The sequence below is a fragment of the Escherichia sp. WS3227_2 genome (assembly GCF_046486495.1).
In the GTDB taxonomy this organism is placed as follows: Bacteria; Pseudomonadota; Gammaproteobacteria; order Enterobacterales; family Enterobacteriaceae; genus Escherichia; species Escherichia coli.
Window position 1 is genome coordinate 171,971 of record NZ_JBJQLG010000005.1, and the last position, 15,810, is coordinate 187,780.

Consider the following 15,810-nt stretch of genomic DNA (forward strand, 5'->3'; position numbering starts at 1 on the left):
CACCGCCCGCTTGCTGAATTAACGTCCTGCTTTCAGCTTCTGATAATACTCTTCATAAATGCTGCTGGCTGCGCCAACGTCATTCTGCCATTCACCATTTTTAATGGTTTCAGCATCCGGGTAGAGCGTTTTATCGTTCGCCACTTCCGGACTTAACAGCTTACGCGCCGCAAGGTTTGGCGTTGGATAACCGATAGTTTCAGCAACCTGTTTTGCCACATCCGGGCGCAGCAGGAAGTTGATCAATTTCAGCGCGCCTTCTTTGTTTTTGGCATTTGCTGGGATCGCCAGGCTGTCCATCCAGAAAATGCCGCCTTCTTTCGGCCACACCACGTCAATAGGCGTACCCGCCTGGCGTGCAACGAAAGCAGAACCGTTCCAGATCATGCCGAGGTTAACTTCGCCTTCCATGTACGGGTTAGCCGGGTTATCGGAGTTAAACGCTGCTACGTTTGGCATCAGTTTTTTTAGCTCGTTATATGCAGCTTCAATCTCTTTCGGATCGGTAGTGTTACCGGAGTAGCCCAGTTTGCGCAGCGCCATCTGGAACACTTCACGGGCATCGTCGGTCAGCAGCAGGCTGCCTTTGTACTCAGGCTTCCACAGATCGGCCCAGCTGGTAACGGATTTCGGATCTACCGCATCACCGTTAACGCCAATCGCCGTCGCCCCCCAGATATACGGAATGGAGTAGTCGTTATTCGGGTCAAACGGCTTGTTGAGCATGTCTGGATCGAGGTTGCTGAAATTGCTTAACTTCGACTTGTCGATCTTCTGGATCATCCCTTCTTTACGCATTTTATCGACGTAATAGGTTGAAGGAACCACCAGGTCATAGGCACCGTCTTTGTACGTTTTCAGCTTGGCGTACATGGTTTCGTTCGATTCGTAAGTCGAATAGATAACCTTAATACCGGTTTCTTTGGTGAACTGTTCAAGCAGTCCTGGCGGCACGTACTCGGTCCAGTTGTAGAAATACAGCGTGTTGTTGTCATCGGCGTGAGCGGCGCTCATGCCCAGTGCCAGAGCACCCGCCGCGAGCAGGTGGCGTGACCATTTTTTCATTTAACGTCCCCTGTGTTACCTTTCGTTTTATCACGAGCAATAAGCTGGCTGGCAATTACCATCACCAGCGACAGCACCAGTAATATGGTTGCCAGCGCGTTAACTTCCGGCGATACGCCGACTTTGACCATCGAATAAATTTTTAACGGCAGAATTTCATAGCTTGGTCCGGTGACGAACGAAGAAACTACTACATCGTCCATCGACAGGGTAAAGCTTAACACCCAGCCCGCCGCCACCGCTGGCATTGCCAGTGGCAGAATGATTTTTCGCAGAATGGTAAATTCGCTGGCACCGAGATCTTTCGCCGCTTCCAGCATTCGCACGTCAAAACCTTTCAGGCGCGAATACACTGTCACCACCACAAATGGCAGGCAGAAGGTGATATGCGAGAACAGCAGCGACCAGAAGCCAAGCTGAATACCCAGCAGCATAAACAGCACCAGCAGCGAAATCGCCATCACGATATCTGGTGACATCATCACCACAAACAGCATTCCGCTAACGAACGGCTTACCACGAAAGCGATAACGGTACAGCGCAACTGCCGTCAGTGAACCGATAAGCGTAGCAAACGTCGCCGAAAACACCGCCATTGTTAGTGAATGCTGCGCTGCCTGTAACAGGCTGTCGTTGTTCATCAGCAGGCTATACCATTTGGTGGTAAAACCCTGCCAGTTGATGCCAAAGCGCGAGCTGTTAAAGGAGTTCACAATCAAAATAATGATTGGGATATACAGGTACGCGTAGATAGCGGTCATAAAACCGCCGCGAAGCAGTCGACCGATCATTCGAGTTCCACCTTTTTGTTCAGCAGACGAGAAGCGCGCCAGTAAACCAGCAACATCAGGCCCATTACGATAGTCAGCGTAATGCTGGTGGCTGCACCAAACGGCCAGTCACGAATATTGAGGAACTGTACTTTGATGACGTTACCGATCAGCAGGTTTTTCGCACCGCCCATCAGGTCGGACACATAGAACAGGCCCATCGCTGGCAGCATCACCAACAGGCATCCGGCAATAATCCCCGGCATCGTCAGTGGGATAATGATGCGGATAAAGGTCTGCAACTTGCTGGCACCGAGATCGCGCGCTGCCTCCAGCAACGGCTTATCCAGTTTTTCGATACTCGAGTACAGCGGCATCACCATAAATGGCAGCAGAATGTAAACCAGACCGATAATCACCGCACTGGGTGTGAACATGATGCGAATTGGTGTATCGATAACGCCCAGCCAGAGCAAAAACTCGTTGAGATAGCCTTTGGTGCTGAGGAAAATTTTCAGCCCGTAGATACGAATCAATGAGTTGGTCCAGAACGGAACAATCAGCAGAAACAGCAGCAGCGGACGCACCTTGTGTGGCAGCTTCGCCAGAAACCAGGCAAACGGATAGCCCAGCACCAGGCAGGCGAGGGTGGCGATCAGCGCCATATTCAGCGAGTGCAATAGCACTTCAAAATAGAGCGGATCGAGCAGACGCGTGTAGTTATCCAGCGTAAAGACCATTTTGACGAAACTGGCGTCGTCGCGGGTCAAAAAGCTGGTGCCAATGATCATCAGGTTGGGCAGAAAGACAAACAACACAAGCCAACCGACAATAGTGACAATCACTACATTCTGGAACTTACTTGTGTTCTTCATCAGCCAGTACGACCTCCCAGCTTTCTACCCAATTAATGGCCATTTTTTGGTCGAGAGAGTGGTCAAAGTCAGGGTCGTCTTCATTGAAGAATTCGCTGACCATCACCATCTTGCCATTTTCCAGTTCAACAACCGACTCCAGCGTCATGCCTTTGTAGTTACGCTCGCGAACGTAACCAATCAGCCCTTCAGCGTGGTTGTCGTCGTTAATCTCTTCAACACGTAAGTCTTCCGGGCGCAGCAGAACATGCAGTTTTTGCCCCGGTTCAACGCCGAAGTTAACGTAGATATTACACTCGCGGCCTTCAACGTTGGCGCGTACGCGCTGCTCGTCGAGACGTTCGATGACCGTGGCATTAAACATATTGATTTCACCGATAAACCCAGCAACAAACAGGTTTTTCGGCTCTTCGTAGATTTCACGCGGCGTGCCGTCTTGCTCAATGCGACCATCGCGCATCACCACAATCCTGTCCGACATGGTGAGTGCTTCTTCCTGGTCGTGAGTCACGAAGACGAATGTAATGCCAAGCTTACGCTGTAGCGCTTTCAGCTCGTTCTGCATCTGTTTGCGCAGTTTGTAATCCAGCGCTGAGAGCGACTCATCCAGCAACAACAGACGAGGCTTGTTAACCACCGCGCGAGCAATGGCGACGCGTTGCTGTTGACCACCAGAAAGCTGATGCGGTTTACGTTGAGCGAAGGTTTCCAGCTGCACCATCCGCAGGGCTTCCATCACGCGGGGCGTAATTTCAGCAGCGGGGGTTTTTTGCATGCGTAACCCAAAGGCCACATTTTCGAACACGGTCATGTGGGGAAAAAGTGCGTAGCTTTGGAAAACAGTGTTCACATAGCGGTTTTCCGCCGGAACGTGGGTGATGTCCTCGTTATCCAGCATGATGCGTCCGGAATCAACAGTTTCCAGACCTGCAATCAGGCGAAGAACGGTTGTTTTACCGCAGCCAGAAGGGCCAAGCAGCGTGAGGAACTCGCCATTGTTGATAGTCAGATCCAGCTGGGGAATGACCTCTTTACCATCAAAGCATTTGCGAATTCCCGCCAATTGCACCAGCGGTGAAAGCGAACTCGGTTGTTTATTCAATTTTTTACTCTGTCCCATGTAAACGCAACGGATGGCTTACCGATGCGGGGTTTGTGGTTAACCACCTTGGTGACTCTTAATGAGGGCGGTAATTCTACGGCAAACCGCTTGAATCGCCAATCTTTGTTGTGAATTACTGGCTTAGCTTTATATTCATTAAGGTAATGCTGATAAATATTCCCGCTTGCAGGGGTAAAAGTGACCTGACGCAATATTTGTCTTTTCTTGCTTCTTAATAATGTTGTCACAAAAAGTGAGGGTGACTACATGGATAAACTACTTGAGCGATTTTTGAACTACGTGTCTCTGGATACCCAATCAAAGGCAGGGGTGAGACAGGTTCCCAGCACGGAAGGCCAATGGAAGTTATTGCATCTGCTGAAAGAGCAGCTCGAAGAGATGGGGCTTATCAATGTGACCTTAAGTGAGAAGGGCACTTTGATGGCGACGTTACCGGCTAACGTCCCTGGCGATATCCCGGCGATTGGCTTTATTTCTCATGTGGATACCTCACCGGATTGCAGCGGCAAAAATGTGAATCCGCAAATTGTTGAAAACTATCGCGGTGGCGATATTGCGCTGGGTATCGGCGATGAAGTTTTATCACCGGTTATGTTCCCGGTGCTGCATCAGCTACTGGGTCAGACGCTGATTACCACCGATGGTAAAACCTTGTTAGGTGCCGATGACAAAGCAGGTATTGCAGAAATCATGACCGCGCTGGCGGTATTGCAACAGAAAAACATTCCGCATGGTGATATTCGCGTCGCCTTTACCCCGGATGAAGAAGTGGGTAAAGGGGCGAAACATTTTGATGTTGACGCCTTCGACGCCCGCTGGGCTTACACCGTTGATGGTGGTGGCGTAGGTGAACTGGAGTTTGAAAACTTCAACGCCGCGTCGGTCAATATCAAAATTGTCGGTAACAATGTTCACCCGGGCACGGCGAAAGGAGTGATGGTAAATGCGCTGTCGCTGGCGGCACGTATTCATGCGGAAGTTCCGGTGGATGAAAGCCCGGAAATGACAGAAGGCTATGAAGGTTTCTATCACCTGGCGAGCATGAAAGGCACCGTTGAACGGGCCGATATGCATTACATCATCCGTGATTTCGACCGTAAACAGTTTGAAGCGCGTAAACGTAAAATGATGGAGATCGCCAAAAAAGTGGGCAAAGGGTTACATCCTGATTGCTACATTGAATTGGTGATTGAAGACAGTTACTACAATATGCGCGAGAAAGTGGTTGAGCATCCGCATATTCTCGATATCGCCCAGCAGGCGATGCGTGACTGCGATATTGAACCGGAACTGAAACCGATCCGCGGCGGTACCGACGGCGCGCAGTTGTCGTTTATGGGATTACCGTGCCCGAACCTGTTCACTGGCGGTTACAACTACCATGGTAAGCATGAATTTGTGACTCTGGAAGGTATGGAAAAAGCGGTGCAGGTGATCGTCCGTATTGCCGAGTTGACGGCGCAACGGAAGTAAGCGAAAAGGGATGCGGCATGTGATGCCGCATCCGGCTTAACTTCAAACTTACCCTTCGAAGAACCAATACCCGCTATTGACCAGCGCCGCGAGCATCGCGAGGAATGACGGATCTTCCAGCGCATCGCCAAAATTCTCCGCGGTCAGCGCAATATTGCTGGCGAGTGCATCCAGTGCCGGACGGTGCGGGGAATCGATCTTCTCACCATTGGCATACACGTCGTCGCCAATGCGCAATACGCGCAGACCACCCAGACGCACCAGCACTTCACCTTGTTTCAGCGCATCGTATATTTCATCCGGCTGATAAGGCGGCTCTGGCGGCGCGATATCCAGTTCATGGCGTGACTGGGAAATAAACTCCCCAAACCACTGTTTAAAGTGTTCCGGCTGGTTGATCAATTCAAGCATCATCTCACGCAGTTTATCCATTTCTTGCGGTAGAACGTCCGCAGGATGAGCGCGAGGTGGGACATCCGGATCGCTGTAGTAGTTGCCGCCCAGTTCACGTTGCAGCACATAATCGGCAAATCCGCTAATCAGTTCCCGCGTATTTGGTGCGCGAAAACCGACGGAATAGTTCATCGCATTTTCCAGCGCGTAGCCTTCATGGGGGAATCCTGGCGGAATATAAAGAATATCGCCTGGCTCCAGTTCTTCATCAATGATGGCTTCGAACGGATCAACCTGTAACAGATCCGGGTGCGGGCAGTGCTGTTTCATTTGCAGCTTTTCGCCCACTCGCCAGCGACGGCGACCAGTACCCTGAATGATAAACACGTCGTACTGATCGAGATGCGGGCCAACGCCGCCGCCAGGTACGGAAAAAGAGATCATCAGGTCATCAATACGCCAGTCCGGCAGTTCACGGAACGGTCGCATCAGCGCGGCGGTCGGCTCATGCCAGTGGTTCACTGCCTGTACCAGTAACGACCAGTTGGTTTCACCGAGATGATCGTAGCTTTCGAACGGGCCGTGGCTGACCTGCCATTTGCCATCCTGGTGACTGACCAGTCGACTGTCGACTTCGCTTTCCATCGCCAGACCCGCCAACTCGTCTGGAGAGATCGGGTCAATAAAATTATTAAAGCCGCGTTTTAACACCACCGGACGTTTCTGCCAGTGACGTTCAAGAAAATCGGGCCAGTTAAGAGTGAGTTGGTATTCCATGTTAAGCATCCACAGGCTGGTATCTGCAACCGATTATAACGGATGCTTAACGTAATGCGTGAAGTATGGACATATTTATTCATCTTTCGGCGTAGAATGCTGGCGACCAAAAATCACCTCCATCCGCGCACCGCCCAGCATGCTCTCTCCGGCGACGATTTTACCCTCATACTGCTCGGTGATTTCGCGTGCTACCGCCAGCCCTACACCTTGCCCAGGGCGTAAAGTATCAACCCGTTGACCACGGTCGAAAATGACCTCTCGCTTGCTTAATGGAATACCGGGGCCATCATCCTCGACCACAATATAGAGATGCTCGTCTGTTTGCCTTGCAGATATTTCGACAAACTCGAGGCAATATTTACAGGCATTATCCAGCACGTTGCCCATCACCTCGACAAAATCGTTCTGCTCACCGACAAAGCTGATCTCTGGCGAAATATCGAGAGAGATATTGACCCCTTTGCGTTGATACACTTTGTTCAGCGCCGAGGTGAGATTGTCCAGCAGTGGGGCGACCGGATGCAACTCGCGGCTAAGCAATGTCCCGCCGCGCATACTGGCACGATGCAGGTAGTAGCCGATTTGCTGTGAAATGCGACTGATTTGCTCCAGCATTACCGGCTCAGCATCACTGACGCTCATCTTCTCACTACGCAGAGAACGCAGCGTACTTTGCAGCACCGCCAGTGGCGTTTTCAGACTATGGGTCAGGTCGGTGAGCGTCGTACGATATTTGTCGTAACGTTCGCGTTCACTTTTTAACAGTCGGTTCAGGTTTCGTACCAGACTGGTCAGTTCTCGCGTTGTGGCTGGATTGAGCAATTCGCGGTTATGTTCTTCCAGTTCGCGGACTTCTTTTGCCAGGGCTTCGATGGGGCGTAAACTCCACCAGGCGGCGACCCACAGCAGCGGGATCACTAACAGCAGATTGGCTGAGAGCACATAGATAAACCAGCTCCAGACCATATAGGAACTTTTTAGCTCCACCGGAATGGTATCCACCACCACAATGGTTAACTTTGGCATCCGCGATGTTGCCGGATAGACGTTTACCGCCACCGAGTGGGTCATCTCTGCGTCGTCATCATCTTCCCGCACTTCCTGCAACTGTTGCTGTATCGAATGATCTCCACTCAGCAAGAGGCTGGTATCGTTAACATCCGCTTCAATTTCATGAAAACCATTCGATTTCAGCCAGTCAGGCTGGATCATCTTCATCAGCCAGGGCACGTCACGTTGCGCCCATAAAAGCTGCCCGTTCTCATCATAAATTAGCGTCATAGTGGGGCTTTGCTTGTCGATATTTTCGGGTAACTCGACATGCAACTTATTGTTTTCCCACTTCGCAAGGGTATAGAACAGATTGCTCTCGCCACGTAACAGCCGAAACGTGGTTTTATCGAAACTGACGCTATAACCGATCAGCGCAACCATTCCGTAGGCAAGCGAAAGCACCAATACTACTGCTGCCGTTGCTAACAGAAAACGTACCCGCAGCGAGAGCGGGAAAAAAAGACGCAGTAATTTTTTCATCAGCGCAATTCGAACAGATAGCCCTGGCCGCGAACGGTGGTAATCACTTCTTGCGGATATTGTGCCTGTATTTTTTTGCGCAGACGTCCCATCAGTACATCTATGGTATGACTTTCCCGCAGCTCCGCATCCGGGTAGAGTTGTAGCATTAACGAATCTTTGCTGACCACTTTGCCATTATTGCGTATCAACGTTTCCATGATGGTGTATTCGAACGCGGTCAGTTTAATCACTTCGTCATTAATAGATAATTCACGGCGGGAGAGATCAACCTGAAACGGGGGTAGCGAAATGACCTGTGAAGCCAGACCGCTATTACGCCGCATTAATGCCTGCATTCGCGCCATCACCTCTTCAATATGAAACGGTTTAGTCACGTAATCATCAGCACCGGCACTTAATACTTCGACTTTGTCCTGCCAGCTTTCACGGGCGGTTAATACCAGAATCGGCAGTGAAACATCATTGCTACGCCAGCGGCGTATCAGTGACAGACCGTCCTCGTCAGGCAAACCGAGATCGACAATCGCAATATCCGGTAAATGTTCATTGAGATAATAATCGGCTTCTTTGGCATCTTCTGCGTCATCGACCTGATGACCAGCATCCTGAATCTGAACTTTAAGATGGTGACGTAACAACGCATTGTCTTCAACAACCAGTACGCGCATTTTTTATTTCTCCCTGTCTTAATTATTAAAATAGTGTAACGCGATTATGTGTTTATGGGGGTAAACATTAAATAAACCAGCGGGGAGGGGAGGTAAAGTGAAAAAATAAAAAGTGGATAATCTTAATAAGCAGGCCGGACAGCATCGCCATCCGGCACTGTTTTGAGGCTTATTTCAGCTCATCAACCATGGTGATGGCGCGACCAATGTAGTTAGCCGGCGTCATTGCTTTCAGGCGGGCTTTCTCTTCTTCTGGCAACGCCAGACCGTCGATAAACTGCTTCATGCCTTCGGCGTCAACGCGCTTACCGCGAGTCAGCTCTTTCAGCTTCTCGTACGGTTTTTCGATGCCATAGCGACGCATAACTGTCTGGATTGGTTCAGCCAGCACTTCCCAGTTGTGATCCAGTTCATCCAGCAGATGGTCACGGTTTACTTCCAGTTTGCTCACGCCTTTCAGGGTGGATTGATATGCAATCAGCGCATAACCGATACCCACGCCGAGGTTACGCAGCACGGTGGAGTCGGTCAGGTCACGCTGCCAGCGGGAAACTGGCAGTTTGCTTGCCAGGTGCTGCAATACCGCGTTGGAAAGGCCCAGATTCCCTTCGGAGTTTTCGAAGTCAATCGGGTTAACTTTATGCGGCATGGTGGAAGAACCAATCTCACCAGCAATAGTTTTCTGTTTGAAGTGGTTAAGGGCGATATAACCCCAGACGTCACGGTCAAAGTCGATCAGAATGGTGTTGAAGCGCGCAACGCAATCAAACAGCTCGGCGATGTAGTCGTGCGGTTCGATCTGGGTAGTGTACGGGTTCCACTGAATACCCAGCGAGGTGACGAACTCTTCGCTGAACTGATGCCAGTCAACTTCCGGGTAAGCGGCGATGTGGGCGTTATAGTTACCGACCGCGCCGTTGATTTTGCCGAGGATCTCCACCTGATTAAGCTGGCGGTACTGACGTTCCATGCGGTAGGCAACGTTTGCCATCTCTTTACCGATGGTTGACGGCGTGGCTGGCTGACCGTGGGTACGAGACAGCAGCGGGATATCGCGGTACTGAACGGCGAGATCTTTAATGCCATCAATCAGTTGACGCCAGTACGGCAGGATCACTTCATCACGCGCGGTTTTCAGCATCAACGCGTGGGAGAGGTTATTGATATCTTCCGAAGTACAGGCAAAGTGGATGAATTCAGAAACCGCGTGCAGTTCCGGGATCTCCGCCACTTTTTCTTTCAGGAAATACTCAACCGCTTTAACGTCGTGGTTAGTGGTACGCTCGATGGTTTTGATGCGTGCTGCATCTTCTTCGCTGAAACTGGCGACAATTGCATCAAGGTAACCGATTGCGTCGGCAGCAAAAGCAGGAACTTCCTTGATCGCTGCGTGCGCGGCCAGTTTTTGCAGCCAACGTACTTCAACTTGTACACGGAATTTCAGCAAACCATATTCGCTGAAAATCCCGCGCAGCGCGCTGACTTTATCGCCGTAGCGTCCATCGACAGGGGAAACGGCGGTCAGTGAGGATAATTCCATAGATCACAACTCCGGGGTTAAATGAGCAAGAATTTGTTTTGCCTGAGTGGTCAGGCGATTACGAGAAAACATCAGTTGCAGACGTCCGCCGCCGACCTGGTGCCAGAGCACGGCGGCGCGAATGCCTGCCAGCAGGGTGGCGCGAACTTTCGCCTGCACCTGTGGGCTTTGCAGTACAGCAGGGGAACCAGTGACCTGAATGCGCGGGCCTAGCGGGCTGATAACATCAACATAGATGGCGGCCATCGCGCTCATCAGCGTTTCGGACTGTAAATCGAAGTGTTCGAGCTGGCGTTGCAGGCCGTTGATCCGGTTGCCCAGAGTGTCGAGCGCACCTTTCGCTGAGGAGAGTTTGCGCTCAAGCACCATCAGGCTGAGTGTGTAGCGGGTTAACTCCGCGTTTAAGCCCTGGCGACTGCTGGCATTGAGCACGCCGAGCAAGGTTTCCAGCCCGACGCGCAGGTTGGCTTCGCTACCGCCAAAAACCGCCAGCGTCGAGCTGGGGTTCATATCAATAATACTGTTGAGTGAGACGTGTAGCGCATCGGCATCACAATGCCCCTGGTGAGCGAGTTGTTGCACCAGGCGTGCCGACTGACAAATACCGGCCAGGGCGAGGGTGATGTCATAATAATTCTTTGCCACGTTCACTGCTTCCTTGTTTTAAGTAAAGATAATAATCAGACCGGCAGCGGCAGACGCTGCTCAATAATACCGCCACCGAGGCACACTTCACCGTTATAGAAGACGGCAGACTGGCCCGGCGTCACGGCGGCAACCGGCTCATCGAAAATCACTTCAATGCGATCATCGTCCAGCGCCTTGACGGTGCAGGGGATATCGGTCTGGCGATAGCGGGTTTTTACCGTGCAACGCATAGTACTGGTGAACGGTTCACGATCGACCCAGTGCAGCTGCTGGGCAATCAGACCGACAGACATCAGACGCGGGTGTTCATGGCCCTGCGCAACAATCAGAATGTTGTTTTCGACGTCTTTATCGACCACATACCACGGTTCTTCGGTGCCTTCTTTGGTGCCACCGATACCCAGACCTTTACGCTGACCGAGGGTGTGATACATCAGCCCCTGGTGCTCGCCGATTTCATCGCCATCGACGGTAATGATTTTGCCCGGTTGCGCCGGAAGATAACGGCCCAGGAACTCGCGGAATTTACGCTCGCCGATAAAACAGATACCGGTAGAATCTTTTTTCTTCGCGGTGACCAGACCGAGATCTTCAGCAATCTTACGCACCTGCGGTTTTTCCAGTTCGCCGACCGGGAACAGGCTTTGCGCAATCTGCTCATGGCTGAGCGTATAAAGGAAGTAGCTCTGGTCTTTATTGCTGTCCAGACCACGCAGCAGGCGGCTCTTGCCATCGACATCTGCCCGACGTACATAATGACCGGTAGCGATATAATCGGCACCTAAATCTTCGGCGGCAAATTCGAGGAAGGCTTTAAATTTGATCTCTTTGTTGCACAGAATATCCGGATTCGGCGTGCGACCGGCTTTATATTCGGCAAGGAACAGTTCGAAGACGTTGTCCCAGTACTCGGCAGCAAAGTTAACGGTGTGCAGTTCAATGCCGAGCTTGTCGCAGACAGCCTGGGCATCAGCCAGATCCGCTGCCGCTGTGCAATATTCCTCACCGTCGTCTTCTTCCCAGTTCTTCATAAACAGGCCTTCGACCTGATATCCCTGTTGTTGCAACAGCCAGGCAGAAACGGAGGAATCGACACCGCCGGACATGCCGACGATTACTTTTTTTGCGGTTTCAGACATTGGATCACTCACGACATTGAACTTCAAGGCGGCGTATTCTATCACGCAGCCTTTTAGATGACACCCTTTGTAAAAGGCCAGTTAAAATCGCCAATCATCTCTAGCGGATAGCGTTGTCCGCTTTGATAACAACGAATACTTTCCGCCACCAGTGGCGAACGAAGATTTGACGCCTGTAAAATTTCTTCGGCGCTAACCCAACGGCAGCAGTCGATATCGCTGTCATGAGGCTGGGTCGGGCATATTTGCTCAAGCTCAATGGCAAAGAGGAAACGCAAAAACGGCGTTTTATCTGGCGCAATCCACTGATGCATACGAATAAAGTGTTGCGGCTGCGCGCTGATGCCGGTTTCTTCCCACAGCTCACGGGCGGCGGCTTCCACTAAGGTTTCATCGGCTTCCAGATGCCCGGCAGGTTGGTTCCATAACGCTTTACCATTAATCGTCTCTTCAACGACTAAAAATTTGCCTTCTGCGTGCACCACGCAAGCAACGGTAACGTGCGGTTTAAACATTTTGCATCCTTAATCTGTCACTTCTCGCCATTCGCCATTGGCAAGATTATCCAAAGAGTAATCACCCATCGCATAGCGAATCAGTCGCAGCGTGGGGAAACCAACATGGGCGGTCATGCGGCGCACCTGGCGATTACGTCCTTCATATAAGGTGATCTTCAGCCAGCTGGTGGGAATACTTTTGCGTTCACGAATCGGTGGATTCCGCGGCCATAACCACGCGGGTTCGTCAACCAGCTCTACGCCTGCGGGCAGGGTAGGGCCATCATTTAAGGTTACGCCATTGCGCAAGGCTTCAAGTGCGTCTTGTGTGGGAATACCTTCCACCTGCACATAATAGATTTTTCCGGTGCGTTTACCCGGCTGGGTTAAACGCGCCTGCAACGCGCCGTTATTGGTCAGCACCAGTAACCCTTCGCTATCGCGGTCAAGACGACCTGCTGCATAAACGCCCTGAACCGGGATGAATTCTTTTAATGTTTTGCGTCCGGCTTCATCGGTGAACTGCGGAAGAACATCGTAGGGTTTATTGAACAGGATCACACGCGTGGGCTGGTTTTCAGGTTTACGCCTGGTAGAACGTTGCGAGCTGAATCGCTTAACCTGGTGATTTCTAAAAGAAGTTTTTTGCATGGTATTTTCAGAGATTATGAATTGCCGCATTATAGCCTAATAACGCGCATCTTTCATGACGGCAAACAATAGGGTAGTATTGACAAGCCAATTACAAATCATTAACAAAAAATTGCTCTAAAGCATCCGTATCGCAGGACGCAAACGCATATGCAACGTGGTGGCAGACGAGCAAACCAGTAGCGCTCGAAGGAGAGGTGAATGGAAAGTAAAGTAGTTGTTCCGGCACAAGGCAAGAAGATCACCCTGCAAAACGGCAAACTCAACGTTCCTGAAAATCCGATTATCCCTTACATTGAAGGTGATGGAATCGGTGTAGATGTAACCCCAGCCATGCTGAAAGTGGTCGACGCTGCAGTCGAGAAAGCCTATAAAGGCGAGCGTAAAATCTCCTGGATGGAAATTTACACCGGTGAAAAATCCACACAGGTTTATGGTCAGGATGTCTGGCTACCTGCTGAAACCCTTGATCTGATTCGTGAATATCGCGTTGCCATTAAAGGTCCGCTGACCACTCCGGTTGGTGGCGGTATTCGTTCTCTGAACGTTGCCCTGCGCCAGGAACTGGATCTCTACATCTGCCTGCGTCCGGTACGTTACTATCAGGGCACTCCAAGCCCGGTTAAACACCCTGAACTGACCGATATGGTTATCTTCCGTGAAAACTCGGAAGACATTTATGCGGGTATCGAATGGAAAGCAGACTCTGCCGACGCTGAGAAAGTGATTAAATTCCTGCGTGAAGAGATGGGCGTGAAGAAAATTCGCTTCCCGGAACATTGCGGCATCGGTATTAAGCCGTGTTCTGAAGAAGGCACCAAGCGTCTGGTTCGTGCAGCGATCGAATACGCAATTGCTAACGATCGTGACTCTGTGACCCTGGTGCACAAAGGCAACATCATGAAGTTCACCGAAGGCGCGTTTAAAGACTGGGGCTACCAGCTGGCGCGTGAAGAGTTTGGCGGTGAACTGATCGACGGCGGCCCGTGGCTGAAAGTTAAAAATCCGAATACCGGCAAAGAGATCGTCATTAAAGACGTGATTGCTGATGCATTCCTGCAACAGATTCTGCTGCGTCCGGCTGAATATGATGTTATCGCCTGTATGAACCTGAACGGTGACTACATTTCTGACGCTCTGGCTGCACAGGTCGGCGGTATCGGTATCGCCCCAGGCGCAAACATCGGTGACGAATGCGCCCTGTTTGAAGCCACCCACGGTACTGCGCCGAAATATGCCGGTCAGGACAAAGTAAACCCAGGCTCTATTATTCTCTCCGCTGAGATGATGTTACGCCACATGGGTTGGACCGAAGCCGCAGACCTGATTGTTAAAGGTATGGAAGGCGCAATCAATGCGAAGACCGTAACCTATGACTTCGAACGTCTGATGGAAGGCGCTAAACTGCTGAAATGTTCAGAGTTTGGTGATGCAATCATCAAGAACATGTAATTACTACATGTGTTAAATATTGTAACGGGCGTATAACACGCCCGTTGTTTTATGTTAGTACGCTAATGGTTATCAAAATTTTATCAAAATTAGTTATCAAAACCCTTCTGGAAGATTCATGTTATGGACTGCATTTCAAAACAAAAATTCACAATTATTTTAATAGTGGTGTTAATTGCCTTGGGCTGTGCTGCTTATTTTGGAGATGGTGAAGGATATTTTATAGGTAGCTTTGTGCCTGAATTTACTGGAGTGTGCCTTGAGCTTCTTATTATTTTAAAGGTTTTTGAGGTCTGGCAGCAAAGAGATGAGAAAAGGAAGCTTATTAAGGTTGAAAGACGATTAAGGGAGTTTCTTATTTTCTTTCTGAACCATACGTGCATGGATTTTCCTCCATCCTGCCGTCCAGGTCGTTTTTATGGAATTGACTATGAGCAAAATCAAAAAGCATTAGAAAAATTAATCAATCATATTGAAGAAAAAGGATTAGCTGAAAATCTTGTTATTCAAGTTCAAATGTATTGTAAGAGTGAATGTCAAATTATAAATAATTTAATCCCAGTTTCTTCTGAGCTTGAAAATGATCACTTTAAATCATGGGTTCGGATTGCCTATTATATGAATGCCGTTGCTAATGGGCAAGAAAAGGCTAGTGTTGCAATGATTAAAACACTTGAAAATATAAAAAGATTTGATAAGGAATCTCATGATAAAAAACTTTATGTTGGTGCAAATTAGATAACAATAGCTCAGTCTTTCCCTTGGTCATCATAGTGGTGAGCAGTTTGCTACTGGGTCTTATGGCCCAGTAGCTTTCTGGTATCAACCCCTTGTTCCTTGTAAAGACGCTCAGATAAAGAATTTTGTTCATGAAAAGTTGCTAGAGTTCATGTGCCCTGGTCATTTCCTGCCAAATCCCTCGCTTTAATGAAATTCACCGTCAACGAATTGGATTTAACCTGTGCACCACGCTCTGTCTGTGAAGTTAAACGGAAAAAATCATGTGTCTAAAACGGATCTATTTACAGATTGCACTAAAGCCGTAGACCTGATTGTTAAAGGTATGGAAGGCGCAATCAACTCCAAGAGCGTAATCTATGACTTCTAACGCTAGATTGAGGTTACTAATCTGCTGAAATGTTGAGAGTTTAGTGAATCAATCACAGAAAACATGTAATTCACATTCTGGAATATGTGAGA

The 15,810-nt window shown here is 49.9% G+C and carries 15 protein-coding genes and 1 pseudogene; 3 read left to right on the forward strand and 13 right to left on the reverse strand.

What is annotated here, in order from left to right; all coding sequences use genetic code 11:
- Window positions 1-18: 18 nt before the first annotated feature.
- From potD to potA, 4 genes are read right to left on the reverse strand one after another with little or no spacing between them, the layout of a single operon-like run.
- Entirely contained in the window at window positions 19-1,065 is a 1,047-nt protein-coding gene (gene potD, locus ACJHXB_RS09155) for a spermidine/putrescine ABC transporter substrate-binding protein PotD (protein WP_000759309.1), read from the reverse strand.
- Window positions 1,062-1,856 (reverse strand): spermidine/putrescine ABC transporter permease PotC, encoded by a 795-nt coding sequence (gene potC, locus ACJHXB_RS09160; protein WP_000580316.1) that lies wholly within the window; start codon window positions 1,854-1,856, stop codon window positions 1,062-1,064. The genes potD and potC overlap by 4 nt, the downstream gene beginning before the upstream one ends.
- The gene (gene potB, locus ACJHXB_RS09165) at window positions 1,853-2,710 is read right to left on the reverse strand and encodes a spermidine/putrescine ABC transporter permease PotB (protein ID WP_000799401.1); all 858 of its coding nucleotides are present in this window, start codon (window positions 2,708-2,710) and stop codon (window positions 1,853-1,855) included. The genes potC and potB overlap by 4 nt, the downstream gene beginning before the upstream one ends.
- Complete coding sequence (gene potA, locus ACJHXB_RS09170) at window positions 2,694-3,830, reverse strand: spermidine/putrescine ABC transporter ATP-binding protein PotA (protein WP_000531596.1); 1,137 nt, start codon at window positions 3,828-3,830, stop codon at window positions 2,694-2,696. The genes potB and potA overlap by 17 nt, the downstream gene beginning before the upstream one ends.
- Before the next feature lie 249 nt (window positions 3,831-4,079).
- Between potA and pepT the strand changes: the two genes are divergently transcribed.
- Entirely contained in the window at window positions 4,080-5,306 is a 1,227-nt protein-coding gene (gene pepT / locus ACJHXB_RS09175; RefSeq protein WP_000359452.1) for a peptidase T, read from the forward strand.
- Window positions 5,307-5,354: 48 nt separating this feature from the next.
- On the opposite strand, the gene roxA is transcribed toward pepT, so the two are convergent.
- From roxA to rluE, 8 genes are all read right to left on the reverse strand, one after another.
- Window positions 5,355-6,476, reverse strand: coding sequence for a [50S ribosomal protein L16]-arginine 3-hydroxylase (roxA, locus tag ACJHXB_RS09180; protein WP_000456506.1), 1,122 nt, complete (start codon window positions 6,474-6,476; stop codon window positions 5,355-5,357).
- A 75-nt stretch (window positions 6,477-6,551) separates the two neighbouring features.
- Window positions 6,552-8,012, reverse strand: coding sequence for a two-component system sensor histidine kinase PhoQ (gene phoQ, locus ACJHXB_RS09185; protein WP_000735413.1), 1,461 nt, complete (start codon window positions 8,010-8,012; stop codon window positions 6,552-6,554).
- On the reverse strand, window positions 8,012-8,683 hold the full coding sequence (gene phoP / locus ACJHXB_RS09190; RefSeq protein WP_001265481.1) for a two-component system response regulator PhoP: 672 nt from the start codon (window positions 8,681-8,683) through the stop codon (window positions 8,012-8,014). Before phoP ends, phoQ begins: the two co-directional genes overlap by 1 nt.
- A 169-nt stretch (window positions 8,684-8,852) precedes the next feature.
- Window positions 8,853-10,223 (reverse strand): adenylosuccinate lyase, encoded by a 1,371-nt coding sequence (purB, locus tag ACJHXB_RS09195; protein ID WP_000423742.1) that lies wholly within the window; start codon window positions 10,221-10,223, stop codon window positions 8,853-8,855.
- A 3-nt stretch (window positions 10,224-10,226) separates the two neighbouring features.
- Window positions 10,227-10,868, reverse strand: a complete 642-nt coding sequence (hflD, locus tag ACJHXB_RS09200) for a high frequency lysogenization protein HflD (protein ID WP_001297479.1) — start codon at window positions 10,866-10,868, stop codon at window positions 10,227-10,229.
- Window positions 10,869-10,903: 35 nt separating this feature from the next.
- Window positions 10,904-12,010 carry a tRNA 2-thiouridine(34) synthase MnmA gene (mnmA, locus tag ACJHXB_RS09205; protein WP_001469332.1) on the reverse strand — a complete coding sequence of 369 codons (1,107 nt, stop codon included), beginning with the start codon at window positions 12,008-12,010 and terminating at the stop codon, window positions 10,904-10,906.
- A 53-nt stretch (window positions 12,011-12,063) separates the two neighbouring features.
- Window positions 12,064-12,525, reverse strand: coding sequence for a phosphatase NudJ (gene nudJ / locus ACJHXB_RS09210; protein WP_000476093.1), 462 nt, complete (start codon window positions 12,523-12,525; stop codon window positions 12,064-12,066).
- Between the two features lie 9 nt (window positions 12,526-12,534).
- On the reverse strand, window positions 12,535-13,188 hold the full coding sequence (rluE, locus tag ACJHXB_RS09215) for a 23S rRNA pseudouridine(2457) synthase RluE (protein ID WP_001248703.1): 654 nt from the start codon (window positions 13,186-13,188) through the stop codon (window positions 12,535-12,537).
- A gap of 171 nt (window positions 13,189-13,359) precedes the next feature.
- Here rluE and icd point away from each other — a divergent pair, with 171 nt between their 5' ends.
- On the forward strand, window positions 13,360-14,610 hold the full coding sequence (gene icd / locus ACJHXB_RS09220; protein WP_000444487.1) for an NADP-dependent isocitrate dehydrogenase: 1,251 nt from the start codon (window positions 13,360-13,362) through the stop codon (window positions 14,608-14,610).
- A gap of 123 nt (window positions 14,611-14,733) precedes the next feature.
- On the forward strand, window positions 14,734-15,348 hold the full coding sequence (locus ACJHXB_RS09225; RefSeq protein ID WP_410233486.1) for a hypothetical protein: 615 nt from the start codon (window positions 14,734-14,736) through the stop codon (window positions 15,346-15,348).
- 50 nt (window positions 15,349-15,398) lie between these two features.
- Here ACJHXB_RS09225 and ACJHXB_RS09230 read toward each other — a convergent pair.
- Window positions 15,399-15,608, reverse strand: a pseudogene (locus tag ACJHXB_RS09230) (integrase); the annotation flags it as partial.
- Window positions 15,609-15,810 lie beyond the last annotated feature (202 nt).